A 15,949-nucleotide genomic window follows, 5' to 3' on the forward strand; every position below is an offset into this window, starting at 1 on the left:
CGGCGAATCGCTCACCGTAGCCATGGACTGTGACTTGACAGACCGTACCGCCCTCATCACGGGTGCTGGCCGCGGAATGGGAAAGAAAACGGCGAAGACGTTCGCACGAAACGGTGCCGACGTCGTCATCAACGACGTGGACCCCGACGTGGCGGAGGAAACCGCCGCGGAAGTCCGGGACCTCGGCGTCGAAACCGTCGGCATCGCCGCCGACGTGAGCGACGCCGCGGAAGTTCAGGCGATGGTCGAACGGGCGACGGAGGAACTGGGTCCCATCGATATCCTCGTGAACAACGCTGGCGTCGGCGACGCCGGGCCGTTCGTCGATGACTCCTACGACGACACCTTCGAGTTGAACCTCGACGTGCACCTCTACGGGTCGCTGAACTGCACTCGCGCGGTCATCGATGGGATGGTCGAGCGCGGCTACGGGAAGGTCGTCAACATCACGTCGATTCATACGAAAAACGGCGTCGGGATGTCACCCGCCTACGACGTGGGCAAGTACAGCCTGCTCGGGTTGACCAAGAGCCTCGCGCTCGAACTCGGCCGCGAGGGGGTCCGCGTCAACGCCGTCGCACCGGGATGGGTGAACACCAGAATGACCGAGGGGTTCAGCGACGCCGTTCGCCAGCAGATTCTGGACAACAACCCGATCGGCCGACTCGCGGAACCCGAAGACATCGCGAACGCCGTGACGTTCCTCGCGTCGCCCGCTAGCGACTACATCAACGGCCACGAACTCCGCGTCGACGGCGGACAGGTCCCCATCGATAGCTGGCGATTGGATAATCGTTAGACGATTATTCGTCCCGATTCGGATAGATCATCTTCTTCAACCCCTCCTTTTCCTCCATCCCATCGAACGCGTTCGACAATCCGTCGAGACCATACTCGTCGGTGATGAGCGATTCGACGTCGATCCGCCCGTTTCTCAGGAACGTGACGGCGCGGGTGAAATCGTTGGGCGTCAGGGAGAACGTTCCGACGAGTTCCGTCTCGTCGTAGTACACCGAGAACGGATCGATTTCGACCGTCGCGTCCTGCGGCGGGACGCCGAAAATCAACGTGGTTCCCCCGGCGGACGGCAGCGACAGCGCTATCTCGATGGTTTCGGGCAACCCGACCGCCTCGACGGCGATATCCACGCCATCGACGAGTTCGTCGAGTTCCGATTTCAGGTCGGTTTCCACGGGATCGATACCGTAGTCCGCGCCGGTTTCGAGCGCCAGTTCGCGTCGGTGATCGACAGGCTCGGAGACGATGACCGTTCCCGCGCCGCTCGCGCGGAACGTCTGTGAGAGGAGTAGGCCGATGGGGCCAGCACCGATGATGACGACGGTGTCCCCGGATTCGAGGTCCACTTGATCGACGGCGTGGATACAGCAGGCAAGCGGTTCGGCGAACGCCGCTTTCCGGTACGCCAACTCCCCCACGGGTTCGACGTAGCCTTCGGGTGCGCGAACGTACTCGGCGAACGCGCCGTCGATGATGGTGTCGGCCGCGCCGCCGATGGAGGTGAAGTTCTCACAGAGGTTCTCCTTCCCGCTCTGACACGCTCGACAGTCGTTGCAGGGGATCGATGGGTTGATCGCCACTCGGTCGCCGACGGCGACGTTGGACACGTCGTCCCCGACGGCGACGACTTCCCCGGCGCTCTCGTGGCCCGGTATCATCGGGAACTCGACGGGGAACGTCCCGTGGTACATGTGATAGTCGGTCATACAGACGCCACAGGCGTTCACCCGGACGAGCACGTCCCCATCGTCCGGGTTCGGTCTTTCGTGCTCCTCGATAGCGACGGTCCGCTCGTCCGTCAGTACAGCTGCTTTCATTATCGACACCTGCTAATCCGTGGACCAGCGGTTAAAACTTCCCCCTACAGTGTCGCACTTCCAACCGACATTCTCCTGCGAAATACTTACTACCGATGCGTGGGATATATTGACAAATGGGTGTACTAGACCGATTTGCGCTCGACGGAGAGACAGCCATCGTCACGGGTGCGGCCCGTGGACTCGGCAAGGAAATGGCGACAGCGCTCGCCGACGCTGGTGCCGACGTTGCAATCGTGGACATCGACATCGAGATGGCGGAGGAGGCGGCCGCCGAACTCGAAGAACTCGGCGTCGATACCGCCGCGGTCGAGGTGGACGTGACCGACGAAGCCGAAGTAGAGGCGATGGTCGAGGCGGTGGCCGACGAACTGGGTCCCATCGACGTTCTCGTGAACAACGCGGGCATCGCCGCGAACGAACCGGCCGAGGAGATGGAGTACGAGACGTGGCAACGGACGCTCGACGTGAACCTCTCGGGCGTGTTCCTGTGCGCGAAACACGTCGGACGGCGGATGCTCGACCGCGGCGAGGGACGGATCATCAACATCGCTTCCATGTCGGCCTACAACGTCAACGTCCCGCAACCGCAGGTCGGCTACAACGCGTCGAAGGCGGGCGTGCTGATGGTGACGAAGTCGATGGCCGTCGAGTGGGCCGACCGTGGCGTCCGCGTCAACGCCATCGCGCCGGGCTACATGCGGACCGAACTCGTGGAAGGAGTGCTCGAAGCCGACCCCGAAATGGAACGCACGTGGCTGGACAACACGCCGATGGGACGACTCGGTCGTCCCGAGGACTTGCAGGGAATCGTCGTGTTCCTCGCGTCCGAGGCGTCCCCGTACATGACGGGCGAAATCGTCCGCGTCGATGGCGGCTACACGTCGCGCTGAGACCGGAACTTCACGACGACGAGCGAAGCGCGCGAAGCTTTTCCATCGTTTCATCCCAGCCCTTGGCGGCCGCCGGTTCGTACGTGGCTATTTCCATCGTCGATTCGACGAGTTGGCGACCGGTTTCGAGGTCGGGAAGCGATCCGGCGGCGACCGCCTGCGTCAGCAGGTTTCCGGTCGCGGTCGCTTCGGTCGGTCCCGCGCGGACGACTAACCCGGTCGCGTCGGCGAGCAGTTGACAGAACAGTTCGTTTCGAACCCCGCCACCGCCGACGTGGAGCGTTTCGGGGGTTCGTCCGGTCGCCGCCGCGATCCCTTCGAGGGTGAGCGCCGCCGTCGCGGCGAGGCTATCGAGGAGACAGCGGACGGTTTCGCCCTCCGATTCCGGCACCCGCTGGTCCGTGTCGCGACAGTAGTCGGCTATCTGCTCTGGCATCGATCCGTCGATACTGAACGCGTCGGCGTCGGGATCGACTATCGACGCGTGTGCGGGTGCGTCCTCGGCGGCCCTCAATAGTTCCTCGTACGAGGTCACGCCGCCGTCCCGATTCCACGCCAGCCGACATTCTTCGAGCAGGAAGAACCCGTTGATATTTTTGAGCAGTCGAACGGTGTCGTCGACACCGAGTTCGTTCGAGACGCCCGCCTCGTAGGCCGCCGCGGAACGGTCGGGCCGTGGCGAAACCACGCCTAGGATGAACCACGACCCAGTGCTGAGAAAGGCGGCGTTTTCCGAAAGTGGCATCCCGGCGACCGCCGCCGCCGTGTCGTGACTCGCCGGGAGCACGAGCGTGGGTTCCGACGGAAGGATTTCCGCGTCTACCGTTCCAACGATGGTCCCGGGTTCGCACAACGGCGGCAGCGGTTCGGTCGGCAGCGACAATCGATCGAGGAGCGCGGTATTCCACGACCGCCGTCCGGGGTCCAACATCTGGCTCGTCGATGCGACCGTAACGTCGGTCACCGCCTCTCCGCCGAGGAGATACGTCAACAACTGGGGCATCATCAGGAGGCGGTCGGCGTCCGCGAGGAGGTCCGGTTCGTTCCGGGCCAGCGCGTGGTACTGCCACAGCGTGTTCGGCGTGTTCCAGTGATTGAGGCCGGTCGCCTCGAACAGTTCCCGCTTGCCGACCGTTTCGATGATATCATCGCGGGTCGCGCTGACTTCGGGGTCACGGTACGAGTACGGATCACACAACAGTTCGCCGTCGTTGAGCAGTCCGAAATCCAACCCCCACGTATCGATGCCGACCGTGTCGATCCCGTCGAGCGACGACGCCGCCACGGAGAGTCCCTCCTCGATATCCGTGAGGAGGTCGGTAACGTCCCAGACGTACCGGCCGTTCCGCTCGACCGGGTGGTTGTCGAATCGATGCACTTCGGTGATGTCCATCCGGTTCGGCTCGATTTCTCCGGTGAACACCGTGCCACCGTTCGCGCCGATATCGACTGCGAGGTGATTCATGCCGTTCTTTTCGTCACTGTGTATCCCAGTGATTTGAGTGTTTCCCGCGCGAAGCTCCTCGTGTCAGCCGACCAGCGCCGGTCGTAGCACTCCCCTCCCCCCGTTTACCACAGAAAAACGCCGCTCATATTCCGTCTCCTCCTCGATACCGTCCATCTGATGGATTCGTCCCCCAAAACATCGATGCCACCGCGAATCTATCGTGATCGTTCGGTACATTTTTTATCTTTCAGTTTAACTGTGGTGAACAGATATAAGTGGATGACCCATTGATAGGTACCATGAACGTAGATGGGCGTTGTCCGGTGAACGCGACGAAGACCTCGTTTACGCTGCTTGAAACCCTCGCGGCCGACGGTCCACTCGGGGTGACGGAACTGGCCTCCCGAATCGACACGACGAAGGGAACCGTTCACAACCACCTGACGACGTTGCGTAGCCTGGGGTACGTCAAACAGGTCGATGGCCGATACGACCTCACGCTTCGCTCGCTCGCGACGGGCGAGCGGACGAGGGATCGGATGCAGTTGTTCCGGGTCGCAAAGCCGTATCTGGACAACCTCACGAAGACGACCGGCGAGTACGCCGGTCTCTACGTCGGGGAAACGGGTTGCGCGACTCGTGTGTATCACGCGACGTGCTCCGATTCGTGGTCCCCCTCGTCGGTCAACGGCGATCAAGTGCCGTTGCACGCCACCGCGGCCGGGAAAGCGATACTCTCCTCCATGTCCGACGACCGCGTCGAGGACTGTATCCGACACCACGGATTGGACCGCTATACCGACGGGACGATTACCGACGCGTCACGGTTGTTCGAACAGTTGCGAAAGGTGCGCGACGACGGCGTCGCGTACAGCCGTGGGGAACGAATCGAGGACGTGAACGGTGTCGCCGCTCCGATCCGTGGAGGCGACACCGACGGACGGGCGGCCATCTGCGTCGTCGGTCCGGACGAGGTCCTCCACGGACGACATTTCGAGGAGGACGTCACGGGACAGGTGTTCAGCACCGCGAAGAAGATAGAACTCGACCTGCGTTCGGCGTGACGCGTTCAACTTCCTACCGCGTTCGACGTAATGCGTTCAACTCTCCTAAACACGTGTAACCGAGCGGTTGACCGTCAGCAGTAGAATATCCGTCCCACGACAGGAATTACATTGATATGCCTGTAATGGACAGTTGGCTCGGCGGGAGACCGGGACGACAAGAATCTCGCAGACCACGAGCTCGTTCTCGATACCAGAACACAATGTCTTCATTTGACCATCATCTACGACTCCGTATTTTCCCGTACCACTCTTCGACTGCGGTGCTGTCCCTGTTTTAGCGGGGATGTCGAACGAACGGGAGTGACGGCCGCGGCCAATCGAATTCTGATATCCAGAACACGACGAAACGTGATTCCGTAGAAACAGCTCCACGAAGATGGCTCGGAACGCCGTCCCCGAATCCCCTCGCCGACCAACGTCGGGACGTGGCCCCGTCCGTCCGGGCGTCGTCGGCAGTCGAGGATAGCCGTCGCTATCCCGGTGCTCGGGCGTGTCGTGCTATCGGATTAGACGCTCACCGTTCCGTTGACGAGTCGTCCGATACGATCGATGTCGATGGTAACCTCGTCTCCCTCGGTGAGGGTGAACGACTCCGGAGGGACGAGCGCAGTTCCGGTGAGTAGAACCAGCGTTTCGGGGAGCGTGTTGTGCCGTTCGAGATACGAGACGAGTTCCTCGCAGGTGGTCGCCATCTCACTCGTCGATGTCGAGTCCTCGTACATGATCTCGCCGTCGCGTTCGATCGTCAGCGACATTTCGAGGTCGTGAGGGTCCTCTACCGTCTCGTCCGTGGCGATACACGGGCCGATAGAACAACAGCGGTCGTACACCTTCGCCTGCGGGAGATACAGCGGATTATCCCCTTCGATGTCGCGGCTGGAGACGTCGTTGCCGATGGTGTAGCCGACGATTTCCCCGCGATGGAGCACGACCCCGAGTTCGGGTTCCGGGACGTCCCACCCCGAGTCGCCGCGCACTCCGATGTCATCCCACGGACCGACCGTCCGGGAGGGCGTCGCCTTGAGGAACAGTTCCGGTCGCTCGCTGTCGTAGACGTCCATGTACACTTCCGGCTTGCCGCTCTCGGCTTTACGCGCCTCCTCGCTGATTCGGTACGTGACGCCCGCCGCCCACACCTCTTCGGCGATGACCGGTTGGAGGGTATTCCGGTCGAACGCGTCGAAATCGATCCGCTCGGCCTCGTCGATGCGTCTGCGGGCGATGGTGTCGATGGATTCGTCGCTCGCGTTCGCGGCGCGGGCGAGCGCCCGGAACGAACCGAGGTCGGGTGAGACGGCGGTGAGGTCGTAGGCGGCTCCGTCGTCGTCCATCACTACCAAGCTGTCTGTGGATGAGCGTGGCTCTCCACCGGGGAGTCGGTAATAGCGCATACACAGTGATGCTCGGAGAGTGTTAAAAGAGTATCGCCGCGGGAGGCCCGACGAGTCGCAGACGGCGTCGAGACTACTCGCTTCGGGCAAGCCGTTCGAACCTCCTATCTGCCGACTCGACGACGGTCGTTATTCATCGAACGACGTGAGTCGAGCTCACTGGCTCGACGAAGGTTACACTTCGTCGAACAGCGCAAATCACTGATTTGCTGGCTCGACGAGGCTCACGCCTCGTCGAAGAGGGTCTCACCCTCGACCATGTGTTCCTCGACGGCGTCGAGGTCGAGCGTGAGGCCGAGACCGGGCGTTTCGGGGATTTCCATCCGGCCCTTCTGAATGAGGTCGTCCTCCTCGACGAGGTCCTCCCACCAACCGAGCTGGTAGGAGTGGTATTCGACGGCGAGGCTGTTCGGAATCGCGGCCGCGACCTGTGCGGACGCCATCGTCCCGATGGGGGAGGAGACGTTGTGCATGGCGACCGGGATGTAGTACATGTCCGCGAGGTCGGCTATCTTTCTCGTTTCGCGCATGCCGCCGACGCGGGGGAGGTCGGGTGCGATGATGTCCACGGCCTGCGGTTCGAGCAGCGTCCGCTGGCCGAACTTCCGGTAGACGTTCTCGCCCACGGCGATGGGCGTCGTCGTCGAATCCGTGACCTTCGCTTGAACGTCGTGGTTCTCCGGCGGAATCGGGTCTTCGAGCCACCACACGTCGTACTCCTCCAGTTCGCGCGCGAGGCGTTTCGCGCTCCCGCTCGTGAACGACCAGTGGCAGTCGAAGGCGACGTCGGCGCGGTCGCCGACGGCTTCAGTGACGGCTTCGACGATTTCGACCTTGTGATCGATTTCCGGGCCGCGGAGGTGACGGTTCGCGCGGTCCTTCTCGTGACCCGAGGGCACGTCGAGGTCGAACTTGATGGCGTCGTAGCCCAGTTCCTCGACGACGCGGACGCCTTCGTCCGCGCAGGCTTGCGGGTCGGCTTCGTTTTCGGTGTGGAGGTCACAGTAGACCCGCACCTCGTCGCGGTACTTTCCGCCGACGAGTTGGTAGGCGGGGAGTTCGACGAGTTTGCCCACGAGGTCGTGGAGCGCGATTTCGATGCCCGAGATGGCCGAAATCACCTTTCCGGAGACGGAACCCTCCCCGGACATCTTCTGGACGAGATGTTCGTACAGTCGGTCGATGTCGAGCGGGTTCTCACCGACGAGGAACGGTTTCATCCGTTCGATGATTTCCGTGTCGCCGCCACCCCAGTAGGACTCGCCGGTCCCCACGACACCGGCGTCGGTGTAGACGCGGACGAGAATCCACGGGTAGTTGCCATCGACCATCGTCGTCTGGACGTCGGTTATCTCCGCATCACGGACCCCGCCGCGCCGATTGGTGATTCCCATCGTGTCGGCGGAGAGGTCACGCATCGTATACTCCGCGTTCGGGTCGCGGAGCTTCGCATGATCAACCATTGCATGAGGCTGGTTCCCAGAGGTCCGTTGTAAAGGTTGCGAATGGGGTGAGTCGTGAGGGTCGCAAAGGACAGAAGGCGGCGGTACGAACTACTCGACTGCGACCTTACTCGACCGCGACCTGCGCTTCGGTCTCGGCGGCCTCGTAGATGGCCGCGAGCGTTCGCATGTCCACGAGCGCGTGTTCACCGTTCGGCGTCGGTTCGACCCCGCGCATGACGCGGTCGGCGAAGTAGTCGAACTCCTCGGTCATCTCGTCCCCGAACAGGTCGCGGCGGCCGTCGTCGATCTCCATCTCGCGGCCGCCCGATTGGCGGATCGTGAGCGTCTGCGGCGTGATGCCCAAAAACGCCGGGTCGAGCCGTAACTCGCCCTCGGTTCCGATGATCTGGAGGCCACCCGAGAGGTGGCCGTTCTGACTGGCCGTGCAGGCGGCGTACGTGCCGTCGTCGAACTGTACCGTGAACGTGGCGTGCTCGTCCGGGACCTCGTCGAAGGCGTCGTGTTCGGAGTGCATCTGTGCGGTGACGCTCACCGGGTCGGCGTCGAGGACGAACCGGGTCGTGTTCAGCGGGTAGATTCCCAAGTCCATCACCGTCGCGCCGTAGCCGGCGAGGTCGGGATCGAGCCGCCACTGGTCGGGATTGCCGGAGACGAAGTCGAGCATTTGCTGTTCCATGTGACCGTGGACGGCGACCGGGTCGCCGATGGCCCCCTCGCGGACGAGTTCGCGCATCCGACGCACTTGCGGGTCTGTTTGCATCCGGTAGGCGACCATCAGCGGCACGTCCTCGGCGGCCGCGACGAGTTTCTCGGCGCGTTCGAGCGTCGCCTCCATCGGCTTTTCACAGAGCACCGATTTGCCGTGGTTCGCCGCGGCGCGCACGTACTGGAGGTGATACGCGTTCGGCGTACAGACGTACACGGCGTCGTACTCGTCGGTCGCCTCGCCGTCCACGAACTCGTCGTACGTGATGGCGGCAGTGGCCGTCGAAACCCCCTCGGCCGCGTCCTCGGCTTTCTCGTGGGAACTGCTGACGGTCACGGTCGTCTCGCAGAAATTCGACTCCCGGATCGCCGGGATGGCTTGCTCGCGCGTCCACCAACCGAGGCCGACCACGGCGATGCGGAGCGTTCCGGACTCCAGTGCTTCCCAGTCTCGTTCCCTGATCCCGTTCAGGTCGTCGATGGCGGTCATAACCGGGATGTTCGACCCAGTCGGCAAAAAGATAATGATAACGGTAGTAAAAATTTCTGTCAAACGTTACTCGGACCGTAACAGTCGTATGGTGGAAGTGAGAACACTAGCGTGATGTCGGATACGACACGGAACTACGTCAGCGGACAGTGGATCGAATCGGCGACGGGGGAGACCATCGAAGTCGAGAACCCCGCACGCCCGAGCGAAGTCGTCGCGCGATACCAGGACTCCAGTACGGAAGACGCCACCGAGGCCGTCGAGGCTGCCGCAGATGCGGCCGACGACTGGGCGGCGACGCCCGGCCCGGAGCGAGGCCGAATCCTCCGTGAAGCGGCGACCCTGCTCGCGGAACGGAAGGACGAACTCACCGACCTGCTCGTCGCCGAGGAAGGCAAGGCGAACGCCGAAGCCGGTGGCGAGGTACAGCGCGCCATCGACATCTTCTATCACTTCGCGGTGAAAGCGGCCGAACGCGGCGGGACGGTCAAAAACCCGAGTTCTCCGAACCAGAACCTCTACACCATCGAGGAACCGGTCGGCGTCGCCGCGCTCATCACGCCGTGGAACTACCCCATCGCCATCCCCGCGTGGAAACTCGCACCGGCCCTCGCGGCGGGGAACACGGTCGTTCTCAAACCCGCGTCGGCCGCACCCGGCGTCGCCATGGAAATCGCACGCGCGCTGGACGAAGCAGGTCTCCCAGACGGCGTTCTGAACGTCGTCACGGGTTCGGGAAGCGTCGTCGGCACCGAGTTCATCGAACGCGACGCGGTGGACGCCGTCTCGTTCACCGGCAGCAGCGAAGTCGGCGAGATGGTGTACGACCAAGCGACCGACTCCGGCAAGCGCGTTCAGACGGAACTCGGCGGGAAGAACCCGACCATCGTCGCCGATTCGGCCGACCCCGCCGAAGCGGCCGACCTCGTCGCGAGCGGCGCGTTCGGCGTCACCGGGCAGGCGTGCACGGCGTGTTCCCGTGCCATCGTCCACGAGGACGTCCTCGACGAGTTCGTCGCCGAACTCGTGGATCGCGCGGAATCCATCGATATCGGCCCGGGCGACGAGCACGAGATGGGTCCGCAGGTGAGCGAGAGCGAACTCGAATCGACGCTCGACTACGTCGAAGTCGCCGAGGCGGAAGGGGCGACGCTCGTCTCGGGTGGCGGAATTCCGGAGGGTTCGGCCGTCGAATCCGGCTACTTCGTCGAGCCGACAGTGTTCACCGACGTCGATTCCGAGATGCGCATCGCACAGGAAGAGGTGTTCGGCCCGCTCGTCGCCGTCATCGCGGTGAGCGATTTCGACGAGGCGTTGGCCGTCGCGAACGACGTCGAGTACGGACTCGCGGCGAGCATCGTCACCGACGACCACACGGAAGCGAACCGTTTCGTCCGCGAGGCGGAATCCGGGGTCGTGAAGGTCAACGACAAGACGACTGGCCTCGAACTCCACGTTCCGTTCGGCGGATTCAAGCGCTCGTCCAGCGAGACGTGGCGCGAGCAGGGTGACGAGGGACTGGATTTCTACACCATCGAGAAAACCGTCTACGACAACTACTGAACCGTCCGTTACCTTCGGCTCTCCATCGTTCACTTCGCTTTTATATTGGAATCGAAGACGTTTCGTCCATCGTGCGTTCTGATATCCAGAATGTTTATCACGGATGATTGTGTGGCCTCTGTTGACATGGACGCAAAACACCCGGTACAAACCACCGAAAAGACCCTCACGTTGGTCGAGGAGTTGATGCAACGGGGGTCGTGTGGCGTGACGGAACTCGCTGAGGGTTCGGGAATGGGAAAGAGCATGGTACACAACCATCTGACGACGCTCCGAAAACACGGCTACGTCGTCAAGTCCGGCGACGAGTACCGACTCGGGTTGAAGTTCCTCGAAGTCGGTGGTCACATCCGGAAATCGATGGAACTCTACGAGGTCGCGGAACCGGAGATCAAATCGCTCGCCGACGAGACGAGTGAACTCGCCAACCTCCTCGTGGAAGAACAGGGAAAGGGAGTGTACCTGATGCGGGCCAAGGGTGCGAAGGCCGTCGATCTGGACACCCACGCGGGACTTCGAACGTACCTCCATACGACGGGTCTCGGGAAGGCAATTCTCGCCTACCTTCCCGAGGAGCGCGTCGAGGAAATTATCGAGCGCTACGGACTGCCGCGGGTAACGCCACAGAGTATAGGCAGTCGGGAGGAACTGTACGAGACGCTCGAAAACATCCGGAACCGCGGATACGCCATCGACGACGGTGAACGATTGGAAGGGCTCCGCTGCATCGCGGCACCAGTGAGAGCCTCCTCGAACGAGGTGTTGGGTGCCATCAGCGTGTCCGCTCCGGCGAGTCGGGTCAGTGACGACGACCTTCACGGTGAACTGTCCAAGCGCGTGCTCAACGCGGCGAACGTCATCGAACTCAACATCAACTACTGAGTTCGAAAAATTGTCGTCGAACCGAAGTGGGTGGCCATGTCTTAGTACACGCCGACTCAGCCGAGCGCCACCGATTCTCCGCGTTCGTCCGATTCCACTATCGCTGAGAGCAACCGCTGAACGCGGTAGCCGTCCTCGAACGTCGGTACGTCGCTCGATATGGTATCGTCCACGCCACCGTTCGCAACCGTCGAGAGGAACTCGTAGTTTTCGTGGACGAACGTGTGTTCCCACCCGAGGACGTGCCCATCCGGCCACCACTGTGCGAGATACGGGTCCTCGTCCGCCGTGACCATGACCGTCTGGAACCCCTTGTCGTCCGGTCCGAGGTACTCCAGTTCGTTCGGCCGCTCGATGGAAAACCGGAGACTTCCCTCCGAGCCGTTGATTTCGAGGGAGTGGTCGTTCTTGTGCCCGGTGGCGAAGCGCGACGCCTCGAACGTGCCGACCGCGCCGTTCTCGAACGTCGCGTGTGCCGTGTAGGCGTCATCGACCGTGACCGGACGTGTTTCGTCCTCCCCGTCGACCGGCCGCTCGTCCACGAACGTTCTGAGCCGACCGCTGATATCCTCGATGTCGCCGGTTCGGTCCCCGACCAAGAATCCTGCGAGGTCGAGGGTGTGTGCGCCGAGGTCGCCGAGTGCGCCGCTTCCGGCGACCTCCTCGTCCAGTCGCCACGCCCACGGCGCGTCCGGGTCGGCGAGGAAATCCTGGAGATAGCTCCCTCTGACGTGACGAATCTCGCCGAGTTCGCCATCCTCGATGAGTCGTTTCGCGTAGCGGACGGCGGGGACGAATCGGTAGTTGAACGCGATGCCCGCGACCGCATCGGACTCGCGGGCGGCGTCCCGCATCCGCTCCGCGTCATCCAGCGTGTGCGCGAGCGGTTTCTCGCAGAACACCGACGTTCCCGCTTCGAGCGCGGCGATGGTGGGGTCGGCGTGAATCGAGTTCGGCCCGAGGTTGTAGAAGACGTCCACGTCGCCGACGACCTCCCGCCAGTCGGTGCCGTACCCCTCGAAGCTGAGTTCGTCCACGGCGTCCGAAAGCGCCGCCTCGTCCCGCCCGACGAGCACGCGCCGTTCGATTTCGGGTGCGTCCGGGAAGAACATCGGCAAGCGGGCGAGGGCGTTGGCGTGTGCTTTGCCCATGAACCGATAGCCGAGGACACCGACGGAGAGTGGTTCGCTCATGGTTCAGGCCCAGTAGGCGTCGCCGGGATTCGATTCGAAGACCGCCCGGTCGAGTACGTCCACGGCTTTCTCCATTCCCTCCGTCGCGGACGTGAGCGAGTCCTCGTGTTCGATGGAGAGCGCGCCGTCGTACTCGACCATGCGCAGCGTCGAGACGACGTCCTTCCAGAACTCCTCGCCGTGGCCGTAGCCGATGGAGCGGAAGAGCCACGAACGGTCGATTTCGTCCGTGTACGGCGTCGTGTCGAGCACTCCTTTCTCGCGGGAGTTCGCGTCGTACACCTCGGTGTCCTTGGCGTGGAAGTGGTGGATGGCGTCGTGCTCGCCGAGCAGTCGAATCGCGTCGGTGATGTCGATACCCTGCCAGAACAGGTGGGACGGGTCGAAGTTCGCGCCGATGCGGTCGCCCGTCGCCTCGCGGAGTTCGAGCAGTCCGCGCGGTTCGTAGACGAGCATGTTCGGGTGCATCTCGATGGCGACGTTCACGCCGTGGTCGTCCGCGAACGATTCCAGTTCCTGCCAGTACGGAATCGCCACCTCGTTCCACTGGTACTCGTGTGCCTCGTGGTGCTCGTCCGGCCACGGCGCGGTGATCCAGTTCGGCACCGAATCGTCCGGTCCGCCCGCCGGAAGCCCCGAAAACGTCGTCACGGTGTCCACGCCGAGTTGACTCGCGAGTCGAATCGCGTCGCGGAGTTCCGCGTCCGCCTCGTCGCCGTTGACGGGATGCAGCGGGTTGTTGTGCGTCGCCAACGCCGAGACGTACAGGTCGTTCTCGTCGAGGAGCGCTTGCAGTTCGGACTGTGCGTCCTCGTCGTCCAGATACTCCTCCTTCGGTAGGTGTGCGTCGCCGACGAACCCGCCACAGGCGAGTTCGACCGCGCCGACGCCGAGTTCGGAGAGATACGAGAACGTGTCTTCTATCGATTCTTCCGCTAATGCGACCGTTAGGACACCAACATCCATGATCGAGAATCACACTGTCGATTCATATACGTTGTGCTGTCACGCTCCCGAACGCCATCGGAGAGATACAAGTTACCAAATCACAAACTTTATTGTTGAATTCGAGTAACCTCCTTACGTGATTCAGAGGCAATGAAAGCAATTACTAGCGCGTTCGTCGGAACCGGACCGGACCCGGAGACACAGAACAACCAAGGATTTGCGATGGCGTATCGTCACGCCGCGGCGTACGACCACGCGGGAGCGGAGCTGGTCGCCTGTGCCGACATCGTCGAACCCAACGCAAAAGCGTTCGCCGAGTACTGGGATATCGAAGCGGACGGTGTGTTCGAAGAGTATCTCGACATGGTCACCGCGGTCGAACCCGACATTGTTAGTGTCTGTACGCCCCCACCAACGCACGCCGACATCGTGACCGACATCGCACGGAGCGATGCGGTACAGGCAATACACTGCGAGAAACCCATGGATCGGACGTGGTCGAACGTCGAGCGAATGGTAGAGGTGTGTGACGAGGAGGACGTCAAATTGACGTTCAATCACCAACGCCGCTTTGGCCGAGGATATCGAAGGGCCAAGGAATTGCTCGATGCAGGCGAAATCGGAGATCTCCAACGGGTCGAGTGCGCGGCTCCCAACATCTACGACTACGGGTCCCACTCGGTGGACCTCTGTAACTACTTCAACGACGAGGGGAGGGCCGAGTGGGTCATCTCCCAACTCGACTACCGAGACGAAGACCTGTGGTTCGGTGCTCACAACGAGAACCAGACGCTCACCTCTTGGAGATACGAGAACGGCGTCTACGGACTCGCGACGACCGGAATCGGAGCGGATCTGGTCAACTGTCATAACCGCCTTGTGGGCAGCGAGGGCACCGTCGAAATCGGACACGGCTTCCCGAACAACGAAACCGACGACCAGATCCTCCGCATCAAGCGCGAGGGGGACGACGAGTGGGAACACGTCGATTGTGACGGCGAGGGCCTCCACGGCCTCGATTCCCGGGAATTCGGTCGGGTCTTCATCGACCGTGCGATAGCCGACGTCGTTGAAGCGGTCGAGAACGATTCCACCTCCGAACTGAACGCGGAGAACGCGCTCAAGGCGACGGAGATAATCTTCGGCGCGTGGGAATCGTCACGACGACACGGCCGCGTCGAGTTGCCGCTCGACATCGAGGACAACCCCCTCGATGCGCTGATTGAAGAAGGAACGCTCACTCCGGAACCGGCCGAGGATTGACCGATGCCAGAATTGTCGGTTTGCGTCGAGATGGTCTTCAAAGGAGTACCATTTACGGAACGAATCAGTCTCGCCGCGGCGGCCGGTGCGGACGCGGTGGAGTTCTGGGGATGGCGCGACAAGGACCTCGATGCGGTCGCCAACGCGTGTGACGAACACGACCTGAACGTCGCAGCCATGCTCGGCAGCGACGTCCCGTTGACGGACCCGACCCGAACCTCTGAGGCCCGCAGATCCATGCGCGACTCCATCGAAACGGCCGCACGCCTCGGCTGTTCGACCCTCATTATCACCGTTGGACAAGAACAGGCGGATATCGACCACCCAACTCAACGAGATGCTATCGTGGATTCTCTCGAGAGCGTCGCCCCCGACGCCGCCGACGCGAGCGTTACGCTCGCCGTCGAACCGTTGAACACGGCCGTGGATCACCCCGGTTACTTCCTCGAATCGTCGGCGGAAGGATACGACATCGTCGATACGATCGGCGATTCGAACGTCAAACTCCTCTTCGACGTGTACCATCAGCAGATCACGGAAGGAAACGTCATCGCCAACATGACGAGTCACCTCGACCATATCGGTTACGTCCACATCGCGGACGTTCCCGGTCGACACGAACCCGGAACGGGGGAACTCGACTACGGTAACATCCTCCCCACGCTCGCCGCTGCGGGTTACGACGGGTACATCGGGTGCGAATTCTCCCCCGAAGGTGACGACGCCGCGGCCGTGAGCGACTGTCGTGCTATCCTGAACGGGTAACATTTTTTTGCTTTTCTCCGAAAGCCTGTTTGATGAAGTGA

At 62.3% G+C, this 15,949-nt stretch carries 14 protein-coding genes; 7 read left to right on the plus strand and 7 right to left on the minus strand.

The features are described 5' to 3' along the window. Positions 1-22 precede the first annotated feature (22 nt). Entirely contained in the window at positions 23-799 is a 777-nt protein-coding gene (locus NKF26_RS15055; RefSeq protein ID WP_253225900.1) for an SDR family NAD(P)-dependent oxidoreductase, read from the plus strand. Positions 800-803: 4 nt separating this feature from the next. Here the strand turns inward: NKF26_RS15055 and NKF26_RS15060 are convergent, their stop codons facing one another. Beyond that, positions 804-1,835, minus strand: a complete 1,032-nt coding sequence (locus NKF26_RS15060; RefSeq protein ID WP_253225901.1) for a zinc-dependent alcohol dehydrogenase family protein — start codon at positions 1,833-1,835, stop codon at positions 804-806. Between the two features lie 116 nt (positions 1,836-1,951). Between NKF26_RS15060 and NKF26_RS15065 the strand changes: the two genes are divergently transcribed. After that, the gene (locus tag NKF26_RS15065; protein ID WP_253225902.1) at positions 1,952-2,728 is read left to right on the plus strand and encodes an SDR family NAD(P)-dependent oxidoreductase; all 777 of its coding nucleotides are present in this window, start codon (positions 1,952-1,954) and stop codon (positions 2,726-2,728) included. A gap of 10 nt (positions 2,729-2,738) precedes the next feature. On the opposite strand, the gene NKF26_RS15070 is transcribed toward NKF26_RS15065, so the two are convergent. Continuing rightward, a complete protein-coding gene (locus tag NKF26_RS15070) occupies positions 2,739-4,193 on the minus strand; it encodes a rhamnulokinase family protein (RefSeq protein ID WP_253225903.1) in 1,455 nt (484 codons plus the stop codon). Between the two features lie 281 nt (positions 4,194-4,474). Between NKF26_RS15070 and NKF26_RS15075 the strand changes: the two genes are divergently transcribed. Beyond that, positions 4,475-5,239, plus strand: coding sequence for an IclR family transcriptional regulator (locus NKF26_RS15075; protein ID WP_253225904.1), 765 nt, complete (start codon positions 4,475-4,477; stop codon positions 5,237-5,239). A gap of 509 nt (positions 5,240-5,748) precedes the next feature. On the opposite strand, the gene NKF26_RS15080 is transcribed toward NKF26_RS15075, so the two are convergent. From NKF26_RS15080 to gfo6, 3 genes are all read right to left on the minus strand, one after another. Further along, the gene (locus NKF26_RS15080) at positions 5,749-6,633 is read right to left on the minus strand and encodes a fumarylacetoacetate hydrolase family protein (protein ID WP_253234530.1); all 885 of its coding nucleotides are present in this window, start codon (positions 6,631-6,633) and stop codon (positions 5,749-5,751) included. A 224-nt stretch (positions 6,634-6,857) separates the two neighbouring features. Further along, entirely contained in the window at positions 6,858-8,096 is a 1,239-nt protein-coding gene (locus tag NKF26_RS15085; protein WP_253225906.1) for a mandelate racemase/muconate lactonizing enzyme family protein, read from the minus strand. A gap of 106 nt (positions 8,097-8,202) precedes the next feature. Then, positions 8,203-9,294: a D-xylose 1-dehydrogenase Gfo6 gene (gfo6, locus tag NKF26_RS15090; protein WP_253225907.1), complete on the minus strand. Its 1,092-nt coding sequence runs from the start codon at positions 9,292-9,294 to the stop codon at positions 8,203-8,205. A 114-nt stretch (positions 9,295-9,408) separates the two neighbouring features. Here gfo6 and NKF26_RS15095 point away from each other — a divergent pair, with 114 nt between their 5' ends. Beyond that, on the plus strand, positions 9,409-10,857 hold the full coding sequence (locus NKF26_RS15095; RefSeq protein WP_253225908.1) for an aldehyde dehydrogenase family protein: 1,449 nt from the start codon (positions 9,409-9,411) through the stop codon (positions 10,855-10,857). A 126-nt stretch (positions 10,858-10,983) separates the two neighbouring features. Further along, complete coding sequence (locus NKF26_RS15100; RefSeq protein ID WP_253225909.1) at positions 10,984-11,739, plus strand: IclR family transcriptional regulator; 756 nt, start codon at positions 10,984-10,986, stop codon at positions 11,737-11,739. Between the two features lie 56 nt (positions 11,740-11,795). Here NKF26_RS15100 and NKF26_RS15105 read toward each other — a convergent pair whose 3' ends face one another. Beyond that, on the minus strand, positions 11,796-12,932 hold the full coding sequence (locus NKF26_RS15105) for a Gfo/Idh/MocA family protein (protein ID WP_253234531.1): 1,137 nt from the start codon (positions 12,930-12,932) through the stop codon (positions 11,796-11,798). Positions 12,933-12,935: 3 nt separating this feature from the next. Further along, positions 12,936-13,898 carry a sugar phosphate isomerase/epimerase gene (locus NKF26_RS15110; protein ID WP_253225911.1) on the minus strand — a complete coding sequence of 321 codons (963 nt, stop codon included), beginning with the start codon at positions 13,896-13,898 and terminating at the stop codon, positions 12,936-12,938. A gap of 132 nt (positions 13,899-14,030) precedes the next feature. On the opposite strand from NKF26_RS15110, the gene NKF26_RS15115 reads away from it, so the two are divergent. Further along, complete coding sequence (locus tag NKF26_RS15115; protein ID WP_253234532.1) at positions 14,031-15,143, plus strand: Gfo/Idh/MocA family protein; 1,113 nt, start codon at positions 14,031-14,033, stop codon at positions 15,141-15,143. A 3-nt stretch (positions 15,144-15,146) separates the two neighbouring features. Next, entirely contained in the window at positions 15,147-15,908 is a 762-nt protein-coding gene (locus tag NKF26_RS15120; protein ID WP_253234533.1) for a hydroxypyruvate isomerase family protein, read from the plus strand. The last annotated feature ends 41 nt before the right edge of the window (positions 15,909-15,949 follow it).

Source organism: Haladaptatus sp. AB618 (assembly GCF_024136965.1).
Taxonomy (GTDB): domain Archaea; phylum Halobacteriota; class Halobacteria; order Halobacteriales; family Haladaptataceae; genus Haladaptatus.

Excerpts from the sequence above, each read along its gene's own strand:
- NKF26_RS15055 (WP_253225900.1), top strand. The coding sequence starts at position 23 with ATGGACTGTGACTTGACAGACCGTACCGCCCTCATCACGGGTGCTGGC.
- NKF26_RS15060 (WP_253225901.1), bottom strand. The coding sequence starts at position 1,835 with ATGAAAGCAGCTGTACTGACGGACGAGCGGACCGTCGCTATCGAGGAG.
- NKF26_RS15065 (WP_253225902.1), top strand. The coding sequence starts at position 1,952 with ATGGGTGTACTAGACCGATTTGCGCTCGACGGAGAGACAGCCATCGTC.
- NKF26_RS15070 (WP_253225903.1), bottom strand. The coding sequence starts at position 4,193 with ATGAATCACCTCGCAGTCGATATCGGCGCGAACGGTGGCACGGTGTTC.
- NKF26_RS15075 (WP_253225904.1), top strand. The coding sequence starts at position 4,475 with ATGAACGTAGATGGGCGTTGTCCGGTGAACGCGACGAAGACCTCGTTT.
- NKF26_RS15080 (WP_253234530.1), bottom strand. The coding sequence starts at position 6,633 with ATGCGCTATTACCGACTCCCCGGTGGAGAGCCACGCTCATCCACAGAC.
- NKF26_RS15085 (WP_253225906.1), bottom strand. The coding sequence starts at position 8,096 with ATGGTTGATCATGCGAAGCTCCGCGACCCGAACGCGGAGTATACGATG.
- gfo6 (WP_253225907.1), bottom strand. The coding sequence starts at position 9,294 with ATGACCGCCATCGACGACCTGAACGGGATCAGGGAACGAGACTGGGAA.
- NKF26_RS15095 (WP_253225908.1), top strand. The coding sequence starts at position 9,409 with ATGTCGGATACGACACGGAACTACGTCAGCGGACAGTGGATCGAATCG.
- NKF26_RS15100 (WP_253225909.1), top strand. The coding sequence starts at position 10,984 with ATGGACGCAAAACACCCGGTACAAACCACCGAAAAGACCCTCACGTTG.
- NKF26_RS15105 (WP_253234531.1), bottom strand. The coding sequence starts at position 12,932 with ATGAGCGAACCACTCTCCGTCGGTGTCCTCGGCTATCGGTTCATGGGC.
- NKF26_RS15110 (WP_253225911.1), bottom strand. The coding sequence starts at position 13,898 with ATGGATGTTGGTGTCCTAACGGTCGCATTAGCGGAAGAATCGATAGAA.
- NKF26_RS15115 (WP_253234532.1), top strand. The coding sequence starts at position 14,031 with ATGAAAGCAATTACTAGCGCGTTCGTCGGAACCGGACCGGACCCGGAG.
- NKF26_RS15120 (WP_253234533.1), top strand. The coding sequence starts at position 15,147 with ATGCCAGAATTGTCGGTTTGCGTCGAGATGGTCTTCAAAGGAGTACCA.